At 71.8% G+C, this 22,890-nt stretch carries 22 protein-coding genes; 12 read left to right on the top strand and 10 right to left on the bottom strand.

Annotation, left to right across the window (positions count from 1 at the left end):
• Positions 1–2: 2 nt before the first annotated feature.
• Positions 3–917, top strand: coding sequence for a sortase (locus ACGF5O_RS39570; RefSeq protein ID WP_393814774.1), 915 nt, complete (start codon positions 3–5; stop codon positions 915–917).
• A 122-nt stretch (positions 918–1,039) separates the two neighbouring features.
• Positions 1,040–1,873, top strand: coding sequence for a phosphate ABC transporter ATP-binding protein PstB (gene pstB / locus ACGF5O_RS39565; RefSeq protein WP_393814982.1), 834 nt, complete (start codon positions 1,040–1,042; stop codon positions 1,871–1,873).
• A 15-nt stretch (positions 1,874–1,888) separates the two neighbouring features.
• On the opposite strand, the gene ACGF5O_RS39560 is transcribed toward pstB, so the two are convergent.
• A complete protein-coding gene (locus ACGF5O_RS39560; protein WP_393814773.1) occupies positions 1,889–2,719 on the bottom strand; it encodes a M55 family metallopeptidase in 831 nt (276 codons plus the stop codon).
• A gap of 77 nt (positions 2,720–2,796) precedes the next feature.
• On the opposite strand from ACGF5O_RS39560, the gene ACGF5O_RS39555 reads away from it, so the two are divergent.
• Together ACGF5O_RS39555 and ACGF5O_RS39550 are read left to right on the top strand one after the other, a co-directional pair.
• On the top strand, positions 2,797–3,078 hold the full coding sequence (locus ACGF5O_RS39555; RefSeq protein ID WP_393814772.1) for a hypothetical protein: 282 nt from the start codon (positions 2,797–2,799) through the stop codon (positions 3,076–3,078).
• A gap of 142 nt (positions 3,079–3,220) precedes the next feature.
• Positions 3,221–5,020 carry a phosphatidylglycerol lysyltransferase domain-containing protein gene (locus tag ACGF5O_RS39550; protein WP_393814771.1) on the top strand — a complete coding sequence of 600 codons (1,800 nt, stop codon included), beginning with the start codon at positions 3,221–3,223 and terminating at the stop codon, positions 5,018–5,020.
• A 191-nt stretch (positions 5,021–5,211) separates the two neighbouring features.
• Here ACGF5O_RS39550 and ACGF5O_RS39545 read toward each other — a convergent pair whose 3' ends face one another.
• The 5 genes from ACGF5O_RS39545 to ACGF5O_RS39525 all read right to left on the bottom strand — a co-directional run bounded on the left by ACGF5O_RS39545 (position 5,212) and on the right by ACGF5O_RS39525 (position 11,578).
• Positions 5,212–6,630: an ATP-binding protein gene (locus ACGF5O_RS39545; RefSeq protein WP_393814981.1), complete on the bottom strand. Its 1,419-nt coding sequence runs from the start codon at positions 6,628–6,630 to the stop codon at positions 5,212–5,214.
• 39 nt (positions 6,631–6,669) lie between these two features.
• Positions 6,670–7,419, bottom strand: a complete 750-nt coding sequence (locus tag ACGF5O_RS39540; RefSeq protein WP_393814770.1) for a response regulator transcription factor — start codon at positions 7,417–7,419, stop codon at positions 6,670–6,672.
• Between the two features lie 292 nt (positions 7,420–7,711).
• Complete coding sequence (locus ACGF5O_RS39535) at positions 7,712–8,308, bottom strand: FMN reductase (RefSeq protein ID WP_393814769.1); 597 nt, start codon at positions 8,306–8,308, stop codon at positions 7,712–7,714.
• A complete protein-coding gene (locus tag ACGF5O_RS39530; RefSeq protein WP_393814768.1) occupies positions 8,305–9,462 on the bottom strand; it encodes an LLM class flavin-dependent oxidoreductase in 1,158 nt (385 codons plus the stop codon). Before ACGF5O_RS39530 ends, ACGF5O_RS39535 begins: the two co-directional genes overlap by 4 nt.
• A gap of 193 nt (positions 9,463–9,655) precedes the next feature.
• Positions 9,656–11,578: a sigma-70 family RNA polymerase sigma factor gene (locus tag ACGF5O_RS39525; RefSeq protein ID WP_393814767.1), complete on the bottom strand. Its 1,923-nt coding sequence runs from the start codon at positions 11,576–11,578 to the stop codon at positions 9,656–9,658.
• A gap of 183 nt (positions 11,579–11,761) precedes the next feature.
• Here ACGF5O_RS39525 and ACGF5O_RS39520 point away from each other — a divergent pair, with 183 nt between their 5' ends.
• Positions 11,762–12,802: a thaumatin family protein gene (locus ACGF5O_RS39520; RefSeq protein WP_393814766.1), complete on the top strand. Its 1,041-nt coding sequence runs from the start codon at positions 11,762–11,764 to the stop codon at positions 12,800–12,802.
• Positions 12,803–12,928: 126 nt separating this feature from the next.
• A complete protein-coding gene (locus tag ACGF5O_RS39515) occupies positions 12,929–13,789 on the top strand; it encodes an alpha/beta fold hydrolase (protein ID WP_393814765.1) in 861 nt (286 codons plus the stop codon).
• Between the two features lie 38 nt (positions 13,790–13,827).
• On the opposite strand, the gene ACGF5O_RS39510 is transcribed toward ACGF5O_RS39515, so the two are convergent.
• The 3 genes from ACGF5O_RS39510 to ACGF5O_RS39500 all read right to left on the bottom strand — a co-directional run bounded on the left by ACGF5O_RS39510 (position 13,828) and on the right by ACGF5O_RS39500 (position 16,465).
• Positions 13,828–14,361 (bottom strand): YbhB/YbcL family Raf kinase inhibitor-like protein, encoded by a 534-nt coding sequence (locus ACGF5O_RS39510; protein WP_393814764.1) that lies wholly within the window; start codon positions 14,359–14,361, stop codon positions 13,828–13,830.
• 297 nt (positions 14,362–14,658) lie between these two features.
• The gene (locus ACGF5O_RS39505; RefSeq protein WP_393814763.1) at positions 14,659–15,738 is read right to left on the bottom strand and encodes an NAD(P)-dependent alcohol dehydrogenase; all 1,080 of its coding nucleotides are present in this window, start codon (positions 15,736–15,738) and stop codon (positions 14,659–14,661) included.
• A gap of 256 nt (positions 15,739–15,994) precedes the next feature.
• The gene (locus tag ACGF5O_RS39500) at positions 15,995–16,465 is read right to left on the bottom strand and encodes a hypothetical protein (protein WP_393814762.1); all 471 of its coding nucleotides are present in this window, start codon (positions 16,463–16,465) and stop codon (positions 15,995–15,997) included.
• Positions 16,466–16,578: 113 nt separating this feature from the next.
• Here ACGF5O_RS39500 and ACGF5O_RS39495 point away from each other — a divergent pair, with 113 nt between their 5' ends.
• The 3 genes from ACGF5O_RS39495 to ACGF5O_RS39485 all read left to right on the top strand — a co-directional run bounded on the left by ACGF5O_RS39495 (position 16,579) and on the right by ACGF5O_RS39485 (position 18,009).
• Positions 16,579–16,911: a YnfA family protein gene (locus ACGF5O_RS39495; RefSeq protein ID WP_393814761.1), complete on the top strand. Its 333-nt coding sequence runs from the start codon at positions 16,579–16,581 to the stop codon at positions 16,909–16,911.
• A 172-nt stretch (positions 16,912–17,083) separates the two neighbouring features.
• The gene (locus ACGF5O_RS39490; RefSeq protein WP_393814760.1) at positions 17,084–17,842 is read left to right on the top strand and encodes an SDR family NAD(P)-dependent oxidoreductase; all 759 of its coding nucleotides are present in this window, start codon (positions 17,084–17,086) and stop codon (positions 17,840–17,842) included.
• Positions 17,842–18,009, top strand: coding sequence for a hypothetical protein (locus tag ACGF5O_RS39485; RefSeq protein WP_393814759.1), 168 nt, complete (start codon positions 17,842–17,844; stop codon positions 18,007–18,009). Before ACGF5O_RS39490 ends, ACGF5O_RS39485 begins: the two co-directional genes overlap by 1 nt.
• Before the next feature lie 12 nt (positions 18,010–18,021).
• Here ACGF5O_RS39485 and ACGF5O_RS39480 read toward each other — a convergent pair whose 3' ends face one another.
• Positions 18,022–19,215, bottom strand: a complete 1,194-nt coding sequence (locus ACGF5O_RS39480; RefSeq protein WP_393814758.1) for an RtcB family protein — start codon at positions 19,213–19,215, stop codon at positions 18,022–18,024.
• 228 nt (positions 19,216–19,443) lie between these two features.
• Here ACGF5O_RS39480 and ACGF5O_RS39475 point away from each other — a divergent pair, with 228 nt between their 5' ends.
• The 3 genes from ACGF5O_RS39475 (at position 19,444) to ACGF5O_RS39465 (ending at position 22,809) form a co-directional block, all read left to right on the top strand.
• Positions 19,444–20,334, top strand: a complete 891-nt coding sequence (locus ACGF5O_RS39475; RefSeq protein WP_393814757.1) for a DUF3558 domain-containing protein — start codon at positions 19,444–19,446, stop codon at positions 20,332–20,334.
• Positions 20,335–20,451: 117 nt separating this feature from the next.
• A complete protein-coding gene (locus ACGF5O_RS39470) occupies positions 20,452–21,360 on the top strand; it encodes a DUF3558 domain-containing protein (protein ID WP_393814756.1) in 909 nt (302 codons plus the stop codon).
• Positions 21,361–21,459: 99 nt separating this feature from the next.
• On the top strand, positions 21,460–22,809 hold the full coding sequence (locus ACGF5O_RS39465) for a DUF2637 domain-containing protein (protein ID WP_393814755.1): 1,350 nt from the start codon (positions 21,460–21,462) through the stop codon (positions 22,807–22,809).
• Positions 22,810–22,890 lie beyond the last annotated feature (81 nt).

Genomic DNA, 22,890 nt, shown 5'->3' with positions numbered 1-22,890 from the left:
CCATGACCGTCGCCGTACCGACACCGAGAACCCTGGCTCCGGCCGTGCCCCGCAGGCCCGTCCGCAGCGTCACCTTCGTCCGCCACCTCTCGCGCGGCGGACTGCTCAGCCTCGCCGCCCTGCTGCTCGGCATCACCGCCCAGCTGCTCGTGTTCAGCAGCGCCCAGCAACACTCCGCCCAGCACGCCGACTTCGACCAGCTGCGCGAGCAACTCGCCCTCGGCACCGCCCCCGTGGCGCAGACCGACCAGGACGGCAAGCTGCTGGCGCCCGGCACGCCGGTCGCGCTCGTCGACATACCGAAGCTGGGCCTGAGCCAGGTCGTCCTGGAGGGCACCGACTCCTCCGTCATGACCGACGGCCCCGGCCACCGCCGGGACACCCCGATGCCGGGCCAGGCCGGCACCAGCGTGCTGATGGGCCGGGCGGCGGCGTACGGCGGCCCGTTCGGCAGGCTCTCCCGGCTCGCCACGGGCGACACGTTCACCGTCACCACCGGCCAGGGCAAGGCGAAGTTCCAGGTCATCGACGTACGGCGGGCCGGCGACCCGGCGCCGACGGCGCTGGCCTCGGGCAAGAGCCGGATCGTCCTCATCACCGCCACGGGCCCGAAGTTCATGCCCTCGGGCGTGCTGCGCGTCGACGCCGACCTGGTCTCCGCGCCGTTCCAGACCCCGTCGGCCGTGATCCGGGCCGGCACCCTCCCCGGCTCCGAGGAGCCGCTGGCCCGCCCCTCCGGGGTGCCGTGGCCGCTGGTGATGTGGCTGCAGGCGCTGCTCCTGACCGCCGTGGCCGCCGTCTGGACCTGGCACCGCTGGGGCCGCCACCAGACGTGGATCGTCTTCGCCCCGGTCGTCGCGGTGCTCGGCCTCCAGGTCGCGACGCGAACCACCGAACTGCTGCCGAACCTGCTGTGACCGAGGTGAGTGAAGTGTCCGAAACAACCCAGGCAACCGAAGTGACCGAAGTACCCGAGCCATCTGAAACGACCGAGACCGCCGAGACTGCCGAGATCGCCGTGACTGCTGTGACCACCGAGATGACCGACACCGCCGTGCTCCCCACCGCGACCGCCACCGCCGTGGTGGACGGACCCGCGCCCGCCACGCTGGAAGCCCGGGCCGTCTCCGCCTGGTTCGGCTCCCACCAGGTGCTCAGCCAGGTGTCGCTGACCATGCCCGCGGGCGAGGTGACCGCGCTGATCGGCCCGTCCGGCTGCGGCAAGTCGACGTTCCTGCGCACCCTGAACCGGATGCACGAGCTGATCCCGTCGGCGCAGTTCGGCGGCGAGGTGCTCTTCGAGGGCGAGGACATCTACGACCCGTCCTGGCGGCTGACCGACGCCCGCCGCAGGATCGGCATGGTCTTCCAGAAGCCGAACCCGTTCCCGGCGATGTCGATCTACGACAACGTGGTGGCCGGCCTGAAGCTGACCGGCGCGAAGGCGAACCGCCGGGAGAAGGACGTGCTGGTCGAGGAGTCCCTGACCCGCGCCGGCCTGTGGAAGGAGGTCCGCGACCGGCTCCGCCAGCCCGGCGGCGCCCTCTCCGGCGGCCAGCAGCAGCGCCTGTGCATCGCGCGGGCCCTGGCGGTCCGGCCCCGGGTCCTCCTCATGGACGAGCCCTGCTCGGCCCTTGACCCCACCTCCACGCGCCGCGTCGAGGAGACCATCCAGGACCTGGCCGGGCAGGTGACGATCGTGATCGTCACCCACAACATGCAGCAGGCGGCGCGCGTCTCCCAGCAGTGCGCGTTCTTCCTGGCGGAGCAGGGCACCCCGGGCGGCATCGTCGAGCACGGCGACACCGGGGCGGTCTTCAACTCCCCGCAGGACCAGCGCACGGCCGACTACGTGGCCGGCCGGTTCGGCTGAGCCCGCCGCGCGGGGTCAGCAGTACGGGGGCTGGTTGGTGAGCGAGGAGGCGACCCGCATCCAGACGCCGAACTGTCGGTAGAGGGCGGGCAGCGGACCACGGGCCTGGACGGTACGGCTGTCCACGGCCGTCACCCCGGGGATGCCGAGGAGGACGGCGGGCACGGAGGCGGACTGCCAGCGCACGGCGAGGACCGACTCGCCCCCGGGCGCGGCGGGCCGCTTCGGCACGGGCGTCAGGGCCGCGACGACCCCCTCCTCGATCGCCCGGCGGGCCTCCTCCGCCGGGCGCAGCTCGGCGGCGAACCGGTCCCGGGCGTACTTCACGGGCACGGTGAGCACCGTTTCGTCCCAGGCCGTCATCTCGGCGCACGCCGCGTCGTCACCCGTGAGGGCCACGACCGGAACGCCGACGGCCGCGGCGGTGGCGTGCGCGAGCCCGATCTCCCCGGCGGGCCTCCCGTCCAGCCAGATGTCCTCGATCTCGTGACCCATGAAGCTGTGACTGAGGACACCCAGGGCACCGGCCCGGGAGTGGTAACCGACACATATCGCCGCGTCGTACTCCGCCGTGAGCCCCTCCAGCATCATCATCTTCTTCGGCTTGCCGCGCACCAGGCGGGCGGCGGGGTGCAGGTGTTCCGGGAGCAGGTTCCGCATCGGCCCGTGCGCGTCGTTGACCAGCACCTCCGTGGCGCCGGCGGCCACCGCCCCGCGTACCGCCGCGTTCACGTCCTCGGCCATCATCGACCGGCCGCGCTCGTAGTCCCGGCCGCCGGGCTGCACATCGTCCCGGTCGACGAGCCCGGTGATGCCTTCCATGTCCACGCTGATGAAAATACGCACGTCCTGAGGCTATCCGGACCCTACGTATTGTAGGTTCCCCATCGGCCACGGCGGCTCGTCAGCTCACGGGGGTACTCATGCAGGGCACGGACACACAGGAGGCGCGGCGCAGCCTCGCCCCCACGGTGGCGGTGCTGGTGGCGAGCCTGCTGGTCGCGGCGGTGGGCGTGTACGAGCTGTCCGGCTTCGGCCTGCAGGCCCTCGACCGGCGCCCGCACCTGTTCAGCGACGGGCTGGCGACCGGCGGGGTGATCGTGGCCGCGGTGGCTGCCGGGGCGGCGGTCGGCAACCTGGCGTGGATGCTGGCGGCCCGGCGTCGGGCGGAGCGGGAACGGGCACAGACCCTCGCGCGTCCGTAAGAGGTGGGACGGCCTTTCACACCGTTTTCCCTACCGCTTCCGTACCGCGGCGGACACCTCCCCCGCCCCCCACAGTTACCCTACAGACTGTAGGGTCAGCCCTCCGTCAATCCGCTCCCCGTCCCCAAGGTGACCGGTCCCCATGCCCGCACAGCTGTCGACCCTGATCCCGCCCCGCGTCTCCGCCGCCTTCCGCGCCCCAAACGGCGCCTCCGGCGGGGCACTGCGCAGGCGGGCCGCCGACTTCACCGTCTGGTACCTGCGCGCGATCGCCGTACTGAACATAGTGGCGGTACTGTCGCTCCCCTTCCGCCAGGAGGTCGACGAGCACAACAACGGCCGCATCACCCTGCACCTCCACCGGCAGCACGCGCACCACACCGGCCAGTTCTTCACCCCGTACCTGGCCACGGCGGGCCTGGTCTCGGCCGCCCTCGCCATCTTCTTCGTGCTGGTGATGCGCCGCCGCAAGCGCGCGGCCTGGGTGGTCAACCTGGTCCTGTCCGCCCCGCTCTTCGCCCTCTACGTCCTCGCCCTCACCCAGCACGAGTACCGAGTCCACGCCTTCAACTGGGTCTCGGCGGCCCTCACCGGCCTCTTCGTGGCCGCGCTGCTGGTCAGCCGCCGGGAGTTCAACGCGGTGGGCGACCCGTCCAACCCGAAGACCGCGCTGGCCGTGGGCGCCGGCGGCCTCCTGGTGACCGGCGGCCTGGGCACGCTCCTCGTCCACGCCACGAACAAGCTGCCCGGCGCCACCCTGCCCGACGAGATCGCCTACACCCTCCTGCGGGGCGTCAGCGTCGGCCCGCTCGCCGACCACGTCACCGCGGTCCACGCCCCCCGCTGGACCGACATCGTCGTCAACGTCCTCCTCGCCGCCGCCTTCTGCCTGGTCCTCTACGCCGGCTTCCGCTCCCCGCGCGGCCGCCGCCTGCTCAGCCCCGAGGACGAGTCCCGGCTGCGCGGCCTGCTGGACAAGCACGGCGCCCGCGACTCCCTCGGCTACTTCGCGCTGCGCCGCGACAAGATGGCGATCTTCTCCCCCACCGGCAAGTCCGCGGTCACCTACCGCGTCGTCGGCGGTGTCAGCCTCGCCTCCGGTGACCCGATCGGCGACCCGGAGGCCTGGCCCGGCGCGATCGACGCCTGGCTGACCGAGGCACGGCAGCACGCCTGGACCCCGGCCGTCATGGGCGCGAGCGAGGAGGCGGGCACCGTCTACGCCCGGCACGGCCTGGACGCCCTGGAACTGGGCGACGAGGCGCTCGTCGACATCGCCGACTTCACCCTGGAGGGCCGTGCGATGCGCGTGGTGCGCCAGGCCCACAACCGGGTCCGCCGCGCCGGTTACACGGTCCGCATCCGCCGCCACGAGGACATCCCGCCGGACGAGATGGCGACCTTGATCGAACGGGCCGACAGCTGGCGCGACGGCGCCACGGAACGCGGCTTCTCCATGGCCCTGGGCCGCCTCGGCGACCCGGCCGACGGCCGCTGCGTGATGCTGGAGTGCCGGGACGCGGACGACACCCCCCGCGCCCTGCTCAGCTTCGTCCCCTGGGGCGAGCAGGGCCTCTCCCTGGACCTGATGCGCCGCGACCGCGACTCCGAGAACGGCCTGATGGAGTTCATGGTCGTCGAACTCCTCCTCCGCGCCGCCGAGTTGAAGGTCGACCGCGTCTCCCTCAACTTCGCGATGTTCCGCTCGGTCTTCGAACGCGGCTCCCGCCTCGGCGCGGGCCCGGTCCTGCGCCTCTGGCACACCACCCTGACCTTCTTCTCCCGCTGGTGGCAGATCGAGTCCCTGTACCGGGCGAACGCGAAGTACCGCCCGGTGTGGGAGCCCCGCTACATCCTCTTCACCAAGAGCAGCGACCTCCCCCGCATCGGCCTGGCCAGTGCCCGGGCGGAGGGGTTCCTGACGGTGCCCTGGGGGACCTGACCTGACCTGACCGGGCCGGGAGCCGGTGCAGACACGGACACGGGCACACGAGGGGCAGCGCGTCCGGTGGCTCGCCCGCCACGGCGATCCGGTCCCGCCTCCAGCCCGGACAGGACGGGGGCGGCCACGGCGGGCCACGGTGCCGTACCGGAAGACGCGGGCAGCCGGGGCGCGGGCCCAGGCCGGGCGGTTCACCCGCGCCGTACCTCGCCCGCGAACACCCCGCCCACCGTGAACCCGATCACCGCGCCGCCGCCCTCCCTGCGGAAGGCGAAGGGGGCGCCGCCGTGGGCCATGGCGACCTCGCGGACGATGGAGAGGCCGAGGCCGGAGCCGGGGAGGGAGCGGGCGTCGGCGGCGCGGTAGAAGCGGTCGAAGATGCGGATCAGGTCCCCCTCGGCGATACCGGGGCCGCGGTCGAGGACCTCGACGCGGACCGTGCCCGGCCGGGCGGGGCCGGTGACGCTGATCTCGATGGGGGCCTTGCCGTCCCGGTCGAACTTGGCGGCGTTCTCGACGAGGTTGGAGACGGCCCGCTGGAGCATGCCGGGCCGCCCGTCGGTCATCGTGTCACCGGCCGCGCGCAGCACGATCTCGCGTCCGGTACGGCGCCGGGCCAGCCCCGCCACGTCCTCCGCGATGTCGGCCAGGTCGACGTGCTGCGGCGGCTCGCTGTCGGACTGCCCGGCCGCCAGGTCGACCAGCTCGTTGACCAGGTCGGTCAGCTCGCGCGCCTCCTGGCCGAGGTCGGCGACGAGCTCGTCGCGGCTCGCGGGCGGGAGTTCGTCGATCCGGCGGAGCAGGGAGATGTTCGTACGGAGCGAGGTCAGCGGGGTGCGCAGCTCGTGGCCCGCGTCCTGGACCAGGCGCCGCTGGTCCTCCTCCGACTGGGCGAGCCGGCCCAGCATCCGGTCGAAGGCGCGGCCCAGCCGGCCCACCTCGTCCAGTCCCGTCACCGGCACCTGGATGCCGAGCTGCCGGGTGCGGGCCACGTTCTCCGCGGCCGAGGTCAGGATCACCAGCCGCCGGGTGATCCGCCTCGCCAGCCACCAGCCGAACAGCCCGGCGGCCACCACCACGGCCGACATCAGCAGCAGGGTCCGCTGCTGGAGCGCCTGCAGCAGGTCCTCGGTGTCGCTGAACTCCTGCGCCACCTGCACCGCGCCCCGCCCACCGCCGAGCGAGACCGTGGCGATCCGGAACAGGTCCTCGCCGGCCTGGACGTCCTTGTGCTGGACCGTCTTCCCGGCCTCCGCGGCTCCGGCGGCCGCCCGGTCCGCGGCGGTGACGGGCAGCACCGGGCTGCCGCGGTCGATGATCTCGCCCTGCGCGCCGAGCACCTGCACGTCGGTGCGCGCGGGCCGGACCAGGTCGTGGCCGGGCTGGGAGGAGGAGAAGTCCGTCGGCACCATCCGGTGCTGCTTGACCTCGTCCTGGACGTCGGAGACGACCTGCGTGAACACCGACTGCTGGTCGACGCGGACCAGCCGGGCGGCCGCGTTGTACGACAGGATGCCGACGACGATCGTGACGGCGGCCGTGACCGCCGCGAAGGAGACGACGAAGGTGGTCCGCAGGGAGACGAGCTTGGGCCGGCGCCGGGCCAGCATCCGCCTGAGCCGCGCGGGCAGCCCGGGACGGCGGGCCACTCAGTCCTCCCGCAGCACGTAACCCACGCCCCGGACGGTGTGGATCAGCTGCGGGGCACCCGGCTCGTCGAGCTTGCGGCGCAGGTAGCCGACGTAGACGGCGAGGTTCTTGGAGCCGGGGCCGAAGTCGTAGCCCCAGATGCGGTCGTAGATCGTGGAGTGGTCGAGGACGATCCCCGCGTTCCTGGCCAGCAGCTCAAGCAGCTCGAACTCGGTGCGGGTCAGCTCCAGCTCGCGCCGGCCGCGCCAGGCCCGGCGGGCCTGGAGGTCCATCCGCAGGCCGGCCGCCTCGACCTGCCGGTCGGAGATCTGCGGCTCCCGGCCGGACTCGGCGACGACACCGCCGCCACCGCTGCCGCTGCCGCCACCGCCGGTGGTCACGGGCAGGGTCCGGCGCAGCAGCGCCCGCAGCCGGGCGAAGACCTCTTCCACGTCGAAGGGCTTGACGACGTAGTCGTCGGCTCCGGCGTCCAGTCCCGCGATCCGGTCGGCGGTCTCCACCAGCGCGGTCAGCATGAGGATCGGGGTGCGGTCCCCTTCCGCCCGCAGGACGCGGCAGACCTGGAGGCCGTCGATGCCGGGCATCATCACATCGAGGACGAGGACGTCCGGGGCGATGCGGTGGGCGTGCGCCAAAGCCTCCACGCCGTCCGCGACCGCCGTCACCTCATAACCCTCCAGGGTGAGGGCCCGCTCCAGGGCGTGGCGGATGGCGCGGTCGTCTTCGGCGAGCAGCACAGTCTGGGGCACCTCACCAGTCTGCCAAGGCCTCCGGCGGTTCTGCCGTGGTGAGCGGGCCTACGATCACCCTTTTTACCTGCCTCTCACCGTCACAGCGGAACCCACGCCGAATCCCGGCCGCGGGTGGGTGGGGGTTGCTCGCGCAGTTCCCCGCGCCCCTCACAGGGCGCTGCCCAGCCGCGTACTGCATACATAGCTGCGGGCAGGCGTGCCGCAGGGCGGCACGGGTGGGCGCGGCGGCACCCGGCAAGCGCCGGGAAGCGTCCCCGCCTCCCGGCCCCAGCCCCCGGCCCCGGCCCCCTCAGCTCGCCGCCAGCCTCGCCAGCTGCTCCGCGAACGGCACGACCGGCAGCGCCTCCGGCTCCACGGGCCTGGTGGCGGCCAGGCCGGTCATCAGCCCCGCCAGCTCACCGGCCGCCCGCTCGACCCGGCCCTCCAGCCCCTCCGCTCCCCAGTCCTCCGACGCCGCGTACACGCCCGTCGGCACGACCACCGCCCGCAGGTACGTGAACATCGGCCGCAGCGCGTGGTCCAGCACCAGCGAGTGCCGTGCCGTACCGCCGGTCGCCGCGATCAGCACCGCCTTGCCCGCCAGCGCGTCCTTGTCGAGCACGTCGAAGAACGACTTGAACAGCCCGCTGTAGGACGCCGTGAACACCGGCGTGACCGCGATCAGGCCGTCCGCCTCGGCCACCGCCTCCTGCGCGGCGGCCAGCTTCCGCCCCGGGAACCCGTTGGTGAAGTTGTGTGCGATCTCGACCGCGAGGTCGCGCAGCTCCACCACCTCGACCTCCACCCCGGCCGCGGCCTGCCGGCCCACGGCCGCCGCCAGCCGGTCGGCCAGCAGCCGCGTGGACGACGGCACGCTCAGCCCCGCCGAGACGACGACGAGCTTCATGCCCCGACCTCCTTCTTCTCCGAAGCCTTCTCCGAGACCTTCTCAGCGGCCTTCTCCGAGGTCTTCTCCGAGGTCTTCTCCTCCGCGGCGGCGGCCAGCAGCGACGCGTGCGTCGGCGCCTCCGGGACGTCCGCCGGACGGCCCTTCGCGAACTCCTTGCGCAGCACCGGCACGACCTCCTCGCCGAGCATGTCGAGCTGCTCCAGGACCGTCTTCAGCGGCAGCCCCGCGTGGTCCATCAGGAACAGCTGGCGCTGGTAGTCGCCCGCGTACTCGCGGAAGCCCAGCGTCTTCTCGATCACCTGCTGCGGCGAGCCCACCGTCAGCGGGGTCTGCTCGGTGAAGTCCTCCAGGGACGGCCCGTGCCCGTAGACCGGCGCGTTGTCGAAGTACGGCCGGAACTCGCGCACCGCGTCCTGCGAGTTCTTCCGCATGAACACCTGGCCGCCGAGCCCGACGATCGCCTGCTCGGGCGTGCCGTGCCCGTAGTGGGCGTACCGCTTCCGGTAGAACTCGACCATCCGCTTGGTGTGGTCGGCGGGCCAGAAGATGTTGTTGTGGAAGAAGCCGTCACCGTAGTAGGCGGCCTGCTCGGCTATCTCGGGCGAGCGGATCGAGCCGTGCCAGACGAACGGCGGTACGTCGTCCATCGGCCGCGGGGTGGAGGTGAAGCCCTGTAGCGGCGTGCGGAACTTGCCCTCCCAGTCGACGACGTCCTCGCGCCACAGCCGGCGCAGCAGGGCGTAGTTCTCGATGGCGAGGTTGATGCCCTCGCGGATGTCCTGCCCGAACCAGGGGTAGACCGGCCCGGTGTTGCCGCGGCCCATCATCAGGTCCACCCGGCCGTCGGCCAGGTGCTGGAGCATCGCGAAGTCCTCGGCGATCTTGACCGGGTCGTTGGTGGTGATGAGGGTGGTGGAGGTGGAGAGGATCAGCTTCTCCGTCTGCGCGGCGACGTAACCGAGCATGGTGGTCGGCGACGACGGCACGAACGGCGGGTTGTGGTGCTCACCCGTCGCGAAGACGTCCAGGCCGACCTCCTCGGCCTTCAGCGCGATCGCGACCATCGCCTTGATGCGCTCCCGCTCGCTCGGCGTCCGCCCCGTGGTGGGGTCCGGCGTGACGTCGCCGACCGTGAAGATCCCGAACTGCATGCTCGCTCACCCTCCAAGTTGTTTACGATTCAACTATACCCACAGAACGAGACCCCACCGCCACCTATTCCCCACGCCCCGGCAGGCGCCCCCGAAGGGGCGCGGGGAACTGCGCGAGCAACCCCCACCGGCCCGCAGCCAAGGCACCAACACCACGCACCCCGTTTCCCACCCGGGGCGTGAGCCCCTCCGCTCAGCGCGCCGCCTGGAAGGCCCGGCCCGCCGCCGTGGCCGCCGTACCGCTCGTGAAGAGCCCGCTGCTCGGTTTCGCCGGGTCCGCGCCGAGCCCGAACCACGCGTACCGCTGCACGTACGGCAGCGCGTCGAGCGCCTTCGTGGACGCGGTGACGAAGTCCGCCTGCTGCTGCGCCGACGGGAACCGGGTCCCCTGCGAGAAGTCGATCAGCGCGTACTCGGTGAGCCAGATCGGCTTGTGGTAGCGCGCGTACACCGCCGCCAGGTACGAGGTCAGCTGCTGCACGGCCTGCGGGGTGCGGAAGTCACCGCCGTACCAGTGCAGCGTGATGAAGTCGACCCGGTACCCCTTCGCCTTCGCGCCGGACATGAACCGGTCCAGCCAGCCGCCGGCCGTGTCCCCGCCGTACGCGACCGCCGGGCTGCCCAGCACCTTGCCCGCCGCCATCAGCTCGGGCCACAGCCCCAGCGCCTGGTCGACGGTCATGTTCGACTGCTGCGCCATGTCGGGCTCGTTGAAGCCCAGCAGGTACGGCCCCTCCGTGCGCGCCTGCGCCAGCGCCGCGTCGGTGACGGACGCGGCGCCCCAGATCATCGGCACGAAGGAGGCCGAGGAAGGGGTCGTCACGCCCTGGTGCTGGGTGTTCCAGGTGTAGTACCAGCCGGCACCGCTCGCGGCGAGCGCCTGGCTCACCCCGTCGAACGTCCACACCCCGACGCCCTTCTTCGCACCGGAGGCCACCTGCACCGGGGCCGCGGTGTGCTTCGAGGGGGCCGGCTTGACGGACGGTTTCGGGGACGCGCTGCGGGTGGGGGAAGGGGAGGCCGAGTGCGTCGGGCTGGGGCTGGGGCTCGGGGACGCGACGGCCACCGGCGTCGGCGGCGGGACCGGGTCCGCGGCCGGCGCGGACGGGCCCGCCGTCATCCGGGCGGCGACCAGCGCGACCGCCGCGACGACCGCGACCGCCGCCGAACCACCCACGACCGCCTGCCTGCCCGCGAGCCGCCTGCCCACCCGCTTGCCCGCACGGCTGCCCACACGCCCGTGCCGCCCCCGCGGGGGCCTGCCCCCACCACCGGAACCACCGGAACCGGTGGCACCTGTGGGACCGGTGACCTGGGCCAGCACCCGCGCCGGGTCAAGTCCTGCCGGTACGGCCACCAGCGGCAGGCCGCTCAGCAGCCGGTCCATCGGCAGCAGGCCCCGGTCCAGGCCCGCGCAGACCCCGCAGCTCCGTATGTGACGCCCGAACCGCTTGCGCCACAGCGGACTCGGCGTGCCGTCCCAGGGCGCGGCGATCCCGTCCAGCTCGGCGCAGCGCGGGTCGGCCGCCAGCCCCCGCACCACGCACCGCGAGACCTCCATCTGCTTCTTCATCCGCTGCACCCGCACCGCCGCATGCCGGTCGGACAGCCCCAGCGCACCGGCGAGTTCGGCGCGCTCCAGGTCGCCGGTCTCCTCCAGCCACCACAGGGACAGCAGCTCCTGGTCGTCCGGGTCGAGCCAGCGCGTCGCCTCCGCAACCTCCCGGCGCTGCTCGGTCAGGCCCAGCCGCAGGATGGTCAGCCCGGCGAAGTCGAGCGCCGGATCGGTGATCGTCTCCGCGTCGTCGAGATGTGCCCTGCGGTCCCGGTCCGTGGCCCGCGACTGCTCCCGGTTGCGCACCTGCCGGATCGTGATGGCGACGAGCCACGACCGGAACGCGGACGGGTCCCGCAGCTTCTCCAGCCCCCGCACCATGCGCAACAGCGTCTCCTGTACGACGTCGTCGACGTCGGCATGACCGTTCAGGGCCCGGCCGACGATGTTGTAGACCAGCGGCAGGGACGCGGCCACCAGGTGCTCCAGGGCCGCTCCGTCCCCCGCGCGGGCGGCGGTCACCACGCCGGGGTCGGGTCCGCTCCGATGGTTCTCGGTCATGTGGGCTGTTCCTCCGCGCAGAGTCCGGCTGTCGGAACGGAGACCCCGTGCACGACGCGGGGACAACAGAAAAACCGGCGAGTGGGCTTCGCAATTTATGTTGTACGGCCCTCGTCGAGGAGGTCACCGAAAGGCAGGCACACGACAGGCAGACATCAGGCACCGCCCGAGGAAGGCATCAGGATGGCACGAGGACGCAGGAGACACGGCGCGAGACCACCGCGACGCCGCTGGTGGTACGCCGGCGCGGCCGCCCTCGCGACGACCGCCACCGTGATCGTCGCCTACGGCATGTGGACACCGTCCGGCACCCCCGCCGCGGACCCGGACCGGCAGACGGCCGCGGCCCTCCCGTCCGCGCCGTCCGGCACCCCGCTCGCCCCGTCCCCGAGCCCCAGCACCTCCCCGTCCCCCTCGGCCTCGGCCTCGGCGAGCGCCGGGACCTCGCCGTCGGCGTCGGCATCCGCGAAGACCACGCGCGAGCCGACGACCGCCGCGTCCCACCGGGCCGCCGAGGCCGCGCAGCCCACCACCGCGCCCGCCGGCAGACGTCTGATCACCGTCGTCAACAAGACCCCGAAGACGGTGTGGGCGGTCGTCACCGACACCTCCGTCTACCCGGCGGGCCGCAGACTCGCCCCCGGCCAGAGCCTCTCGGTGACCGTCGCGAACAACTGGGGCGGCCGCATCTGGGGCCGTACCGGCTGCACCGACGGCACGGCGGCCGGGCCCTGTTCCTCCGGCGACTGCACCAGCGTCTGCAGCGGCGGCAACCCGCCCACCACCCTCGGTGAGTTCACCTTCGACGCGTACGCGGGCCTGGACTTCTACGACGTGAGCATGGTCGACGGCGCCAACCTGCCCATGTACATCAACGTCTCCCACACCACGACCGCCGACCCGGTCAGCGCCGCCGGCTGCTACCGGGGCACCTGCACCACCGAGGTCGACTGCCCCAAGGCCATGCAGGCCCTCTCCGGCGGCCAGGAGATCGGCTGCAAACCGCCGTGCGCGGCGTTCGGCGGCGACACCTACTGCTGCCGGGGCGCCTGGGCGGGCCGCGACAACTGCGTCCCCTCGAAGTGGCCGGTCGACTACACCCAGGTCTTCAAGCGGGCCGAACCGTACGCCTACTCCTACGCCTTCGACGACGGCGCGACCATGCCCTGCAAGGGCGCCTGCTACTACCGGGTGACCTTCGGGACGACGGCCGGCTCCACCTGAGCAGGGCGGACAGCTGCGGAGCGCGGGCCCGTTCACCCGGACGGCCCGCGCTCGGGGGACACGCCGAGGGGTCTCCTCGACGCTGGAATCCCGGGCGTCGCCGACGCCTCGCACCGAAGGACCAGCATGCGAATACCGCGCGAGTCCCGCCGCACCGTGAACGCCGTCCGCTGGGGGGCCGCTCTCCTGGCACTGTCGGGAACCACCGCCGTCCTCGCCCCCACGGCGGCCCGAGCCGGTGGCCCGAGCGGCGATCCCGGCCGGGAGAAGCCCACCGTCGTGCTCGTGCACGGCGCCTTCGCCGACGCGTCGAGCTGGAACGGCGTCGTACAGCGGCTCCAGCAGAACGGCTACCCGGTGGCCGCACCGGCCAACCTGCTCCGCGGGATCCCCGAGGACTCGAACTACCTCGCGAGCTTCCTGAAGTCGATCACCGGGCCGATCGTCCTGGTCGGCCACTCCTACGGCGGTGAGGTGATCTCCCAGGCCGCCGTGGGGAACGACAACGTCAAGGCCCTCGTGTACATCAACGCGATCATGCCCGACACCGGGGAGTCGTTCACCAGCCTCTCCGCGAAGTTCGCGCCCGCCCCGCTCACCAAGGCGCTCAAGCAGGTGCCGTTCCGCAACGGCGACCGCGCCACCGGCACGGACGTGTACGTGCAGCCGGCCCTCCTGCGCCGGGTCTTCGCCGCGGACCTGCCCGCGAGCCAGACCGCGGTCCTGGCGGCCACCCAGCGCCCGATCGCGCTGTCGGCGTTCACGGACAAGGCGACCGGCGCCGCCTGGCGGAACAAGCCCGTGTACGTCCTCGTCGGCAAGCAGGACAAGGCGATCAACCCGGACCTGGAACGCTTCGAGGCGAAGCGCGCCAACGCCCGGAAGACGGTGGAGATCGACTCCTCGCACGTCTCCCTCGTCTCCCACCCGCAGGCGGTCAAGGACCTGATCGTCGACGCCGCCGAGGACTACACGTGGAAGAAGTAGGGCGCCCGCGCCCGGGGCTCCGCCGCGCCTGACACGCCCTAGGCGGCCCGCTCGTAGGTGCCGTACATCGTCGCCCGCGCGATCGCGTGGCTGAACAGCAGGAAGTCGAGGTAGGCGGGGGTCGTCGACTCCGACACCTCCAGTTCCTCGGCGTCCACGGCGTGCACCACGAGGAAGTAGCGGTCCGGGCCGTTGCCCGGCGGGGTCGCCGGGCCGAGGTATCTCCGGTATCCGGCGTCGTTGGCCAGCGTCACCGCCGTGCCGGGCAGCTGCCTGCCGTCTCCCGCCCCGGCCGGAAGGCCGGTCACGGAGGCGGGCAGGTTGGCCACGGCCCAGTGCCAGAATCCCGAGGCGGTGGGCACGTCGGGGTCGAACATGGCCACCGTGAAACTCCGCGTCTCCTCGGGGAAACCGGACCAGCTCAGCTGCGGCGAGACGTCCGCCCCGCCGGCCCCGAGAATGCCGCTCACCTGCTCGCGGGCCAGTTCCCCGCCATTGGCCACGGATTCCGAGGCCACTGAAAAGACCCTGATCGACGGCAGGAAATCATAAGGACCATAGGGTTTGATCATGGCAATCCCTCGACCCGTCGGAATGACGCGAACGGCGACACGCCCTTCGCGGACTACCGGCTGACGGGTTTCTGCAACGAGGAGGAGGCCGGGGTCGGATTCGCCGACAAGGCCAAGTGGCTGCTGGAGGACGAGCTGCGGAAGCTGCCCGCCGAGTATTCACGGGGCCCCGCCTGGGAGCCGTACACCGTCGTCGACCGCAACCTCTTCACCGGCCAGAACCCCGCCTCCTCGGGCCCGCTCGCCCGGGAACTCGTGGAGGCACTCGCCTGACCCGGGTCGCGGTCGCGGCCTGGTTCACTCGAAGACGATGACCTGACGCCCGACGACGTCGCCCCGGCCCAGGGCGTCCAGGTTCTCGTTGATGTCCGCCAGGGCCACCTTGGTCACGTTGTGCCTGACCAGGCCGGCCTCGGCGAGCGAGAGCACCTCGACGAGGTCCAGGTGGTTGCCCCAGAACGAGCCGAGGTAGGACAGCTCGGTGCCCACGAACGGGAACTGCCGGTGCTCGACGCGCTGGCTCATCAGGCCGACGGTCGCCAGCGCCCCCTCGGGGCCCAGCAGGTCGAAGCCCATGGAGATGGACGGCTCGCTGCCGACGCAGTCCAGGACGGCGTGGATCGTCCGGCGCCCGGTCAGCCGCTCCAGTTCGTCCTGGATGGCCTCCGTGGACCTGGTCCGGACGTTGATCCCGTGGTCCGCGCCGTTCTCCCTCGCCACCTCCAGCTTGCTGTCCGTCCGCGCCAGCGCCACCACGGTCGCGCCGCCGCCGAGCAGCTTCGCGTACTGGATCGCGTAGCTGCCCAGCCCGCCGATGCCGGTGACCGCGACGGTCCGGCCGGGGCCGAGCTTGCCGGCGTCGCGGAGCTTGCGCATGCCCCGGTACGGGGTCATGCCCGCGTCGGTCATCGGGGCGAGGAGCTCCGGCGCCCGCGCGGCCTCCTCCGAGACCGGGATCGCGTGGCGGCACTCCACGGCCGTGTACTCGGCGAAACCGCCCGGCGGACCAAAGCCCACCCACCGGCCGTCGCCGCTGCACAGCTGTTCGTTGCCCTCCCGGCACTGCCGGCACGTGCCGTCCCCCCAGCTGGGGTTGACGACGACCATGTCGCCCTCCGAGTAGCCCACCGTGGCGGGCACCTCGCTGCCGAGTCCCGCCACCCGGCCGGTGACCTCGTGACCGGGGATGTAGGGCAGGTCGACCGGGAACGGCCCCTCGAAGTAGCCGTTGAGGAGCTGGTAGTCGCTCCGGCACACGCCGGTCGCGGCGACCTTCAGGAGTATCTCGTCCGGCCCGGGCTCGGGCACCGGGACCTCTTCGATCCGCAGGGGTTCCTTGTATCCGTGCATCCGGGCTGCCTGCATCTGCTGCGTCATGGGCGTCTCACTCTCACCGACCGGCGGAAGGGCGGCCAGGGGCTGCGACGCGGGCAGGAAGCGGGTCCCGGCGCCGGTCACCACGGCCGCCGCTTCGGACCTCACCATGGTCGCGCGCCCACGCATGCCATGCATCCGGAGCCGGCGAGGACAACGGGCAGTCCTGCACCAACGGCAAACGCTTCTACGTGCACGAGGCCGACGCCTTGCGCGCCCCGCACGCCCCGCACGCCCCGCACGCCCCGCACGCCCCGCCTCAGAACGAGTACGGGTCCCCCGTCGCCAGCACCAGCACCCGCTGCCTGTCGTTCGTGCGGTCCTGGTCCACCGCGCCCCCGCCCCACGCCACGTCCACCGCCAGCGTCACCTCCGCCGGCCGCTCCCGCAGCCGTACCGGCACCACCAGCTGCTCGCCGGGCACCTCGACCGCGAGCGGCCCGGTGTCGCACACCACCTCCCGGTCACCGGTGCGCGTGCACCCGCCCGGCAGCTGCTGCGCGTCCGCCAGCGGCGCCGACGAGGTCAGCCGCACACTGGCCCCGGTCACCCCGTCCGGCCCGTGGTTGCGGGGGGTCACCCTGACCTCCATCAGGTCCCCGCTCAGCACCGCGGCCCCGTGCACCTCCAGATCGGCGCTCCCGGCCCAGGCGGTACCGCCACCTCCCACGACCAGCACACCCACCGCCACCGCACCGGCCACCGTCAGCCCACCACGACGCTTCGCCATGCCACCCGTCCCGTCCGTCCGTCGGTTCGCACTCGTACGGATGTATGCCACCCGGGCCCCGCCGCAGGCGCCCCCCATCAGGTGACACCCGCCGGGCGTGGCACGCTGCACGCATGCTCATCCTCCGCTCCGCCGCCCTGTTCGTCGTCGCCGCGTTCTTCGAGATCGGCGGCGCCTGGCTGGTCTGGCAGGGCGTGCGCGAACACCGCGGCTGGCTCTGGATCGCCGGCGGCATCCTCTCCCTCGGCGCCTACGGCTTCGTCGCCACCTTCCAGCCCGACGCCCACTTCGGCCGCATCCTCGCCGCGTACGGCGGCATCTTCGTCGCGGGCTCGATCCTGTGGGGCGTCGTCGCCGACGGCTACCGCCCGGACCGCTGGGACCTCACGGGCGCGGCGGTCTGCCTGGCGGGAATGGCCCTGATCATGTGGGCACCCAGAAACTGACGTGCGGGCAGCGCCCCGTAAGGGGCGCGGAGCTATATCCGACATGCGGCTCCGCCGCGTGGGCGCGACCAGCCCGCGCCGGCCCGCAGCCACCGAACAACCGAAACCACCCCCCACCTATCCTTGGCACAGACGAACCCGCACACCGAACCCCGCCGAGGAGCACACCCCCATGGCCCCCTCCCGCATCGCGGTAGTCACCGGCGCCAGCAGCGGCATCGGCGCCGCCACCGCCCGCCGGCTCGCCGAGGCCGGCTACCGCGTCGTCCTCACCGCCCGCCGGGAGGACCGTATCGAGGCCCTGGCCAAGGAGATCAACGACGCGGGCCACCAGGCCACCGCCTACCCCCTCGACGTGACGGACCGCGCGGCGGTCGACGAGTTCGCGACGGCCTTCAAGGCGATCTCCGTCCTCGTCAACAACGCCGGCGGAGCCCTCGGCGCCGATCCGGTCGCCACCGGCGACCCGGCCGACTGGCGCACGATGTACGAGACGAACGTCATCGGCACCCTGAACCTCACCCAGGCCCTGCTCCCCAGGCTGGAGGCGAGCGGCGACGGCACGGTGGTCGTGGTCTCCTCCACCGCCGGCCACGCCACCTACGAGGGCGGCGGCGGCTACGTCGCCGCCAAGCACGGCGCCCACGTCCTCGCCGAGACCCTCCGCCTGGAGATCGTCGGCAAGCCGGTCCGGGTCATCGAGATCGCCCCCGGCATGGTCAGGACCGACGAGTTCGCCCTGACCCGCTTCGGCGGCGACGAGGAGAAGGCCGCCAAGGTCTACCAGGGCGTCGCCGAACCCCTCACCGCGGACGACGTCGCCGACACCATCACCTGGACGGTCACCCGCCCCAGCCACGTCAACATCGACCTCCTCGTCGTCCGCCCCCGCGCCCAGGCCTCCAACACCAAGGTCCACCGGGAACTGTGATGCCGGACGAGGACGCGGCGGAGGCACTGGAAAACGACCTGGAGAAGGCCCGCCTGAAGCAGGAGACCAGGAACGAACGCCAGGTCTGGTACTTCCTGGCCTACTTCCTCTTCGGCATCCACATCATCGCCTTCGTGATGATCTACGCGGTCCGGCACGCGAAGTGACGGACCGCACGGTCAACCCTTCACGCAGACGACCTGCTTCAGCTTCGCCACGACCTCGACCAAGTCCCGCTGCTGGTCGATGACCTGGTCGATCGACTTGTAGGCGCCGGGGATCTCGTCCACGACCCCGGAGTCCTTGCGGCACTCCACGCCCCGCGTCTGCTCTTCCAGGTCCTTGGTCGAGAAGCGCCGCTTGGCCGCGTTCCGGCTCATGCGCCGACCCGCGCCGTGCGAGGCCGAGTTGAAGGACTTCTCGTTGCCGAGGCCCTTCACGATGTACGACCCGGTGCCCATGGAGCCGGGAATGATGCCGTACTGTCCGGCTCGGGCACTGATCGCACCCTTGCGGGTCACCAGCAGGTCAACGCCCTCGTACCGCTCGCGGCTCACGTAGTTGTGGTGGCAGCTCACTTCGGGTTCGAAGGTGACCTTGGCCTTCTTGAACTCCTTGCGGATCACGTCCTTGAGGAGGGCCATCATGATCGACCGGTTGTACTTCGCGTATTCCTGAGCCCAGTAGAGATCGTGCTCGTACGCCGTCATCTGCGGGGTGTCCGCGACGAAGACGGCGAGGTCGCGGTCGACCAGGCCCTGGTTGTGCGGGAGCTTCTGGGCCACGCCGATGTGGTGCTCGGCGAGTTCCTTGCCGATGTTCCGGGAACCGGAGTGCAGCATCAGCCACACCGTACCGGTCGTATCCGTGCAGACTTCGACGAAGTGGTTGCCCGATCCGAGCGTCCCCATCTGCTGATGCGCCCGCTCCTCACGGAACTTCACCGCATCCGCCACCCCGTCGAACCGCCCCCAGAACTCCCCCCACCCGGCCTCGGCCAGCCCGTGGAAGTCCCCCGGCTCCACCGGATCCGCGTGCATCCCCCGCCCCACCGGAATCGCCTGCTCGATCTTCGAGCGCAGTCGGGACAGGTCCCCCGGCAGGTCGTTCGCCGTCAGGGAGGTCTTCACCGCGGACATCCCGCAGCCGATGTCGACCCCCACCGCCGCCGGGCACACCGCGCCCCGCATGGCGATGACCGAGCCGACCGTCGCGCCCTTGCCGTAGTGGACGTCCGGCATGACCGCGAGGCCCTTGATCCACGGCAGGGTCGCGACGTTGCGCAGCTGCTGGAGCGCGACGTCCTCGACGGTCGCCGGGTCGGTCCACATCCGGATCGGTACCTTCGCGCCCAGCATCTCCACGTACGACATAACTTCCCCATTCCCCCGCGAACGGCACATCAAAAAGGACAAAAAGCTTTAAATCAAGCAAAACGCAAATGCGGCGTCATAGGTCCGGAAACCAGACAGGGGACCGGCGTTCACAGCAGTGCGTGCGATAGACATTGTCTCCAGGGGGCGCCCCGCTGCGGCAAGCGATTAACCAGCGGGGACACTGGAGCAGGACCGAGCGGACCAGTGAACGGAAGGAGCCTGACCGTGCAGCGGAAGGCGTACGTAACCGGCATCGCCGCTCTTCTCGCGGTCCTGCTGGCCGGCTGCACGAGCGGTTCCAGCGGTGGCGACGACGCCACCGACAAGAACGCGGACACCAGCACCGCCACCGTCGCCGCCCAGCCGGGCAAGTACCGCACCCTCCCGGAGGCCTGCGGCGCGGTCACTCACGGCACCCTCGACTCGCTGCTCCCGGGCATCGCCCAGATCACCGACGATGAGCAGCGCGAGAAGGCGTACGCGGGCGAGGCCGCGCTCACCTACGACACCGATCGCAAGGTCGGCTGCCGCTGGAAGATCGAGTCCACCGACGCCACGGACCGGCTGTCCGTCGACTTCGAGCGCGTGGTGTCGTACGACAACGCGGTCAGCGACGACAGCGAGGCGCAGACGATCTACACGCAGCTGGAGTCGGCGGCCGACATCCCGGAGCCCACGTCCCCGAGCCCGGCCGAGACGGAGTCGCCGTCGGCGTCGGACTCCCCGTCCGCGTCCCCGTCCGCGTCCGCCTCGTCCACCGGATCCGCGGACCCGTCCGCCTCGGGCTCCGGCTCCGCGTCCGCCTCGGGCTCCGGCTCCGCGTCCGCCTCGGGCTCCGGCTCCGCGTCCGCCTCGTCCTCCACCACCCCGGCCGCTCTCCAGCCGCGCACTCTCGCCGATCTCGGCGACGAGGCGTATCTCGACGATCAGCTCAGCGGCTCCGGTTCGACGGCCGAACAGCGGACGGTGACTGTGGTGTTCCGCACGTCCAACGTCGTCGTGACCATCGTGTACGAGGAGCAGCCGATGGCCACCGGGACGGTGCCTGACAGCAAGGAAATGCAGGACAGGGCGCAGAATCTGGCCGCGCAACTGGCCGAGGCGCTCAACGGCTGAGGCCGTCGGCACACCCTGCGCACCCCGTCCGCAAAGGGTGCGAACCAGAACCGCACAGCTTCCTCACCGCGTACCGTGGCCCCTCGGACCCGATCCGACCGCAGGAACCCCGAACGTATGAGTGAAGGAACCATGCAGCGAGTAGCAGTCCAGTCAGACGACCAGCGCGCCCGGAACGGGCGGAACGCACAGCGACGGGCAGGGCGCCTGCGCCGCGGCCTGGTCTGCGCGGCCGCCGTCCCCGCCGTGGCGCTGTTCGCGACGGCCTGCTCCTCGGACTCGGACACGGCGGCGCAGGGGACGGGCAGCGGCTCGAACTCGGCGGTCGGGTCGACCGGTTCCGGTGACTCGACGGCCGCTTCGCCGACCGTCCAGGCGGCGAAGTACGCGAAGCTGCCGGAGCCGTGTGCGGTGCTGTCGAAGAAGACGCTCACCTCGCTCGTGCCGAAGGGTGTGAAGTCGGGCAAGGAGGGCACCTCGGACGATGTGGCCACGCGGGGCAGCTGCTCGTGGAGCAGCCTGGACAGCAACGGCGTGAAGGGCTCGCAGTTCCGCTGGCTCAACATCTCCTTCCTGCGGTTCGACTCGGACGCCGGCCGCGGTTCGGGCGAGAAGCAGGCCGAGGCGTACTACGCGAGCCAGGTGCAGGGTGCGCAGTCGGTGACGGGTGCGAAGAACACCAAGACGGTGCCGGTGGCCGGGGCAGGTGACCAGGCGACGGCTGTGCGCTACGACCTGAAGAAGAAGGAAGGCGCGTTCAGGCAGCAGACGGTCGTGGCCCGGGTCGCGAACGTCGTCGTCACCCTCGACTACAACGGCGCGGGTCTGGCGGGTGCGAAGACGCCGGACGCGGACACTCTGACGAAGGTGGCGGAGAAGGCGGCCGGGGAGGCGGCGGCGTCGGTGGCGACGGCCAACGGGTCTGGTTCCGCGCCGAGTTCACCTGCGGCGACGCCCTCGAAGGAGGCCTCCAAGTCGGCCTCGCCGTCCGCGTCGCCTTCCAAGTCGTCAACCAAGAAGAGCTGACCGGCCATACGTGCGCCGCACTGATGTGCCACCCTGTTGCGCGCAACAACACGCAAGGGGAGGGGAGTACCGGTGGCCGCGCCAATGCAGCTGACTCGGATGCACCGCGTTCTCATCGGCGTGGTCGTGACCGGCGCGATGATCATCGCCGGCATCGGCTTCGCCGGCTCGTACGCGGCCGTCCGTGAGCTGGCCATCAAGAAGGGTTTCGGGAACTTCGCCTATGTGTTCCCGATCGGCATCGACGCGGGCATCTGCGTCCTGCTCGCCCTTGACCTGCTGCTGACCTGGATCCGCATCCCCTTCCCGCTGCTGCGGCAGACGGCCTGGCTGCTGACCATCGCGACGATCGCCTTCAACGGCGCGGCGGCCTGGCCGGACCCGCTGGGTGTGGGCATGCACGCGGTGATCCCGATCCTGTTCGTGGTGGCCGTCGAGGCGGCCCGGCACGCGATCGGCCGGATCGCCGACATCACGGCGGACAAGCACATGGAGGGGGTGCGCCTGACCCGCTGGCTGCTCTCCCCGGTGCCGACGTTCCTGCTGTGGCGGCGGATGAAGCTGTGGGAGCTGCGCTCCTACGACCAGGTGATCAAGCTGGAGCAGGAACGTCTCGTCTATCAGGCGCGGCTCCGCTCGCGCTTCGGCCGGGCCTGGCGCAGGAAGGCGCCTGTGGAGTCCCTGATGCCGCTGCGGCTGGCCAAGTACGGCGTTCCGCTGGCCAACACGGCTCCGGACGGCCTGGCGGCGGCGGGCATCGACCTCCCGGCGCTGCTGCCGGCGGCCCCGGACGCCGTGGCCGTGGGCGCTCGTGGCGGCCCCGACGCGGTGCCGGCCGGCGGCGAGCAGCGCGCGGTGCTGATCCCCGGCCCCCGGGCCGAGCAGCCGGAGTTCCCGCAGCAGGCGATGCCTGAGTCCGGGCAGGAGGTCAATCCCTGGCTGCAGTCCAGGGACCCCCAGCAGATCGACTACCAGGGCGGCTACGACCCGACGTACGACCCCCGGTACGCCGCCTGGCTGGCGCAACAGCAGCAGTACGAGCAGGAGCAGTACCAGCAACAGCAGTACCAGCAGGAGCGGTACCAGCAGGAGCAGTTCGCGCAGGAACAGTTCCCGCAGGAGCAGTTCCCGCAGGACCAGCAGCCGCTGCCCGTGGAATCCCCTTCGGAGACCACCGGCAGCTTCCCCATCCCGTCCGGTCCGGGCCGCACCCGTGAGCTGGGCGAGGGCGGCGGGCCCCCGGAGCCTCCGGCGCCGTCGGAGGAGGACTACTACCTGGTCTTCCGCGAGTCGATAAAGAGCGGCAACGGAGCACCCACCCCGCGCGGGTTCATCGCCGATGTCGAGGCGACCTACGGCGTCGCCCTCGACGAGGCCGAGTCCAAGCGCATGGTGACCCGCTTCTCCAACCGTCTCAACGCCGAGCTGGCGGACGAGCACATCGCCTGACGCGCACGCAGAAGGCAGGCAGAAGGCACACGGCAGGAACGCGGAAGGGGCCCTCCGGAGAACCGGAGGGCCCCTTCCGCA

This window comes from Streptomyces sp. NPDC048291 (assembly GCF_043201715.1).
Classification (GTDB): Bacteria; Actinomycetota; Actinomycetes; order Streptomycetales; family Streptomycetaceae; genus Streptomyces.
This window is presented reverse-complemented; position numbering and strand designations above follow the sequence as displayed.

Coding starts and splice junctions, on each gene's coding strand:
- ACGF5O_RS39570 (WP_393814774.1), top strand. CDS start 3: ATGACCGTCGCCGTACCGACACCGAGAACCCTGGCTCCGGCCGTGCCC.
- pstB (WP_393814982.1), top strand. CDS start 1,040: ATGACCGACACCGCCGTGCTCCCCACCGCGACCGCCACCGCCGTGGTG.
- ACGF5O_RS39555 (WP_393814772.1), top strand. CDS start 2,797: ATGCAGGGCACGGACACACAGGAGGCGCGGCGCAGCCTCGCCCCCACG.
- ACGF5O_RS39550 (WP_393814771.1), top strand. CDS start 3,221: ATGCCCGCACAGCTGTCGACCCTGATCCCGCCCCGCGTCTCCGCCGCC.
- ACGF5O_RS39545 (WP_393814981.1), bottom strand. CDS start 6,630: ATGCTGGCCCGGCGCCGGCCCAAGCTCGTCTCCCTGCGGACCACCTTC.
- ACGF5O_RS39535 (WP_393814769.1), bottom strand. CDS start 8,308: ATGAAGCTCGTCGTCGTCTCGGCGGGGCTGAGCGTGCCGTCGTCCACG.
- ACGF5O_RS39530 (WP_393814768.1), bottom strand. CDS start 9,462: ATGCAGTTCGGGATCTTCACGGTCGGCGACGTCACGCCGGACCCCACC.
- ACGF5O_RS39525 (WP_393814767.1), bottom strand. CDS start 11,578: ATGACCGAGAACCATCGGAGCGGACCCGACCCCGGCGTGGTGACCGCC.
- ACGF5O_RS39520 (WP_393814766.1), top strand. CDS start 11,762: ATGGCACGAGGACGCAGGAGACACGGCGCGAGACCACCGCGACGCCGC.
- ACGF5O_RS39515 (WP_393814765.1), top strand. CDS start 12,929: ATGCGAATACCGCGCGAGTCCCGCCGCACCGTGAACGCCGTCCGCTGG.
- ACGF5O_RS39510 (WP_393814764.1), bottom strand. CDS start 14,361: ATGATCAAACCCTATGGTCCTTATGATTTCCTGCCGTCGATCAGGGTC.
- ACGF5O_RS39505 (WP_393814763.1), bottom strand. CDS start 15,738: ATGACGCAGCAGATGCAGGCAGCCCGGATGCACGGATACAAGGAACCC.
- ACGF5O_RS39500 (WP_393814762.1), bottom strand. CDS start 16,465: ATGGCGAAGCGTCGTGGTGGGCTGACGGTGGCCGGTGCGGTGGCGGTG.
- ACGF5O_RS39495 (WP_393814761.1), top strand. CDS start 16,579: ATGCTCATCCTCCGCTCCGCCGCCCTGTTCGTCGTCGCCGCGTTCTTC.
- ACGF5O_RS39490 (WP_393814760.1), top strand. CDS start 17,084: ATGGCCCCCTCCCGCATCGCGGTAGTCACCGGCGCCAGCAGCGGCATC.
- ACGF5O_RS39485 (WP_393814759.1), top strand. CDS start 17,842: ATGCCGGACGAGGACGCGGCGGAGGCACTGGAAAACGACCTGGAGAAG.
- ACGF5O_RS39480 (WP_393814758.1), bottom strand. CDS start 19,215: ATGTCGTACGTGGAGATGCTGGGCGCGAAGGTACCGATCCGGATGTGG.
- ACGF5O_RS39470 (WP_393814756.1), top strand. CDS start 20,452: ATGAGTGAAGGAACCATGCAGCGAGTAGCAGTCCAGTCAGACGACCAG.
- ACGF5O_RS39465 (WP_393814755.1), top strand. CDS start 21,460: ATGCACCGCGTTCTCATCGGCGTGGTCGTGACCGGCGCGATGATCATC.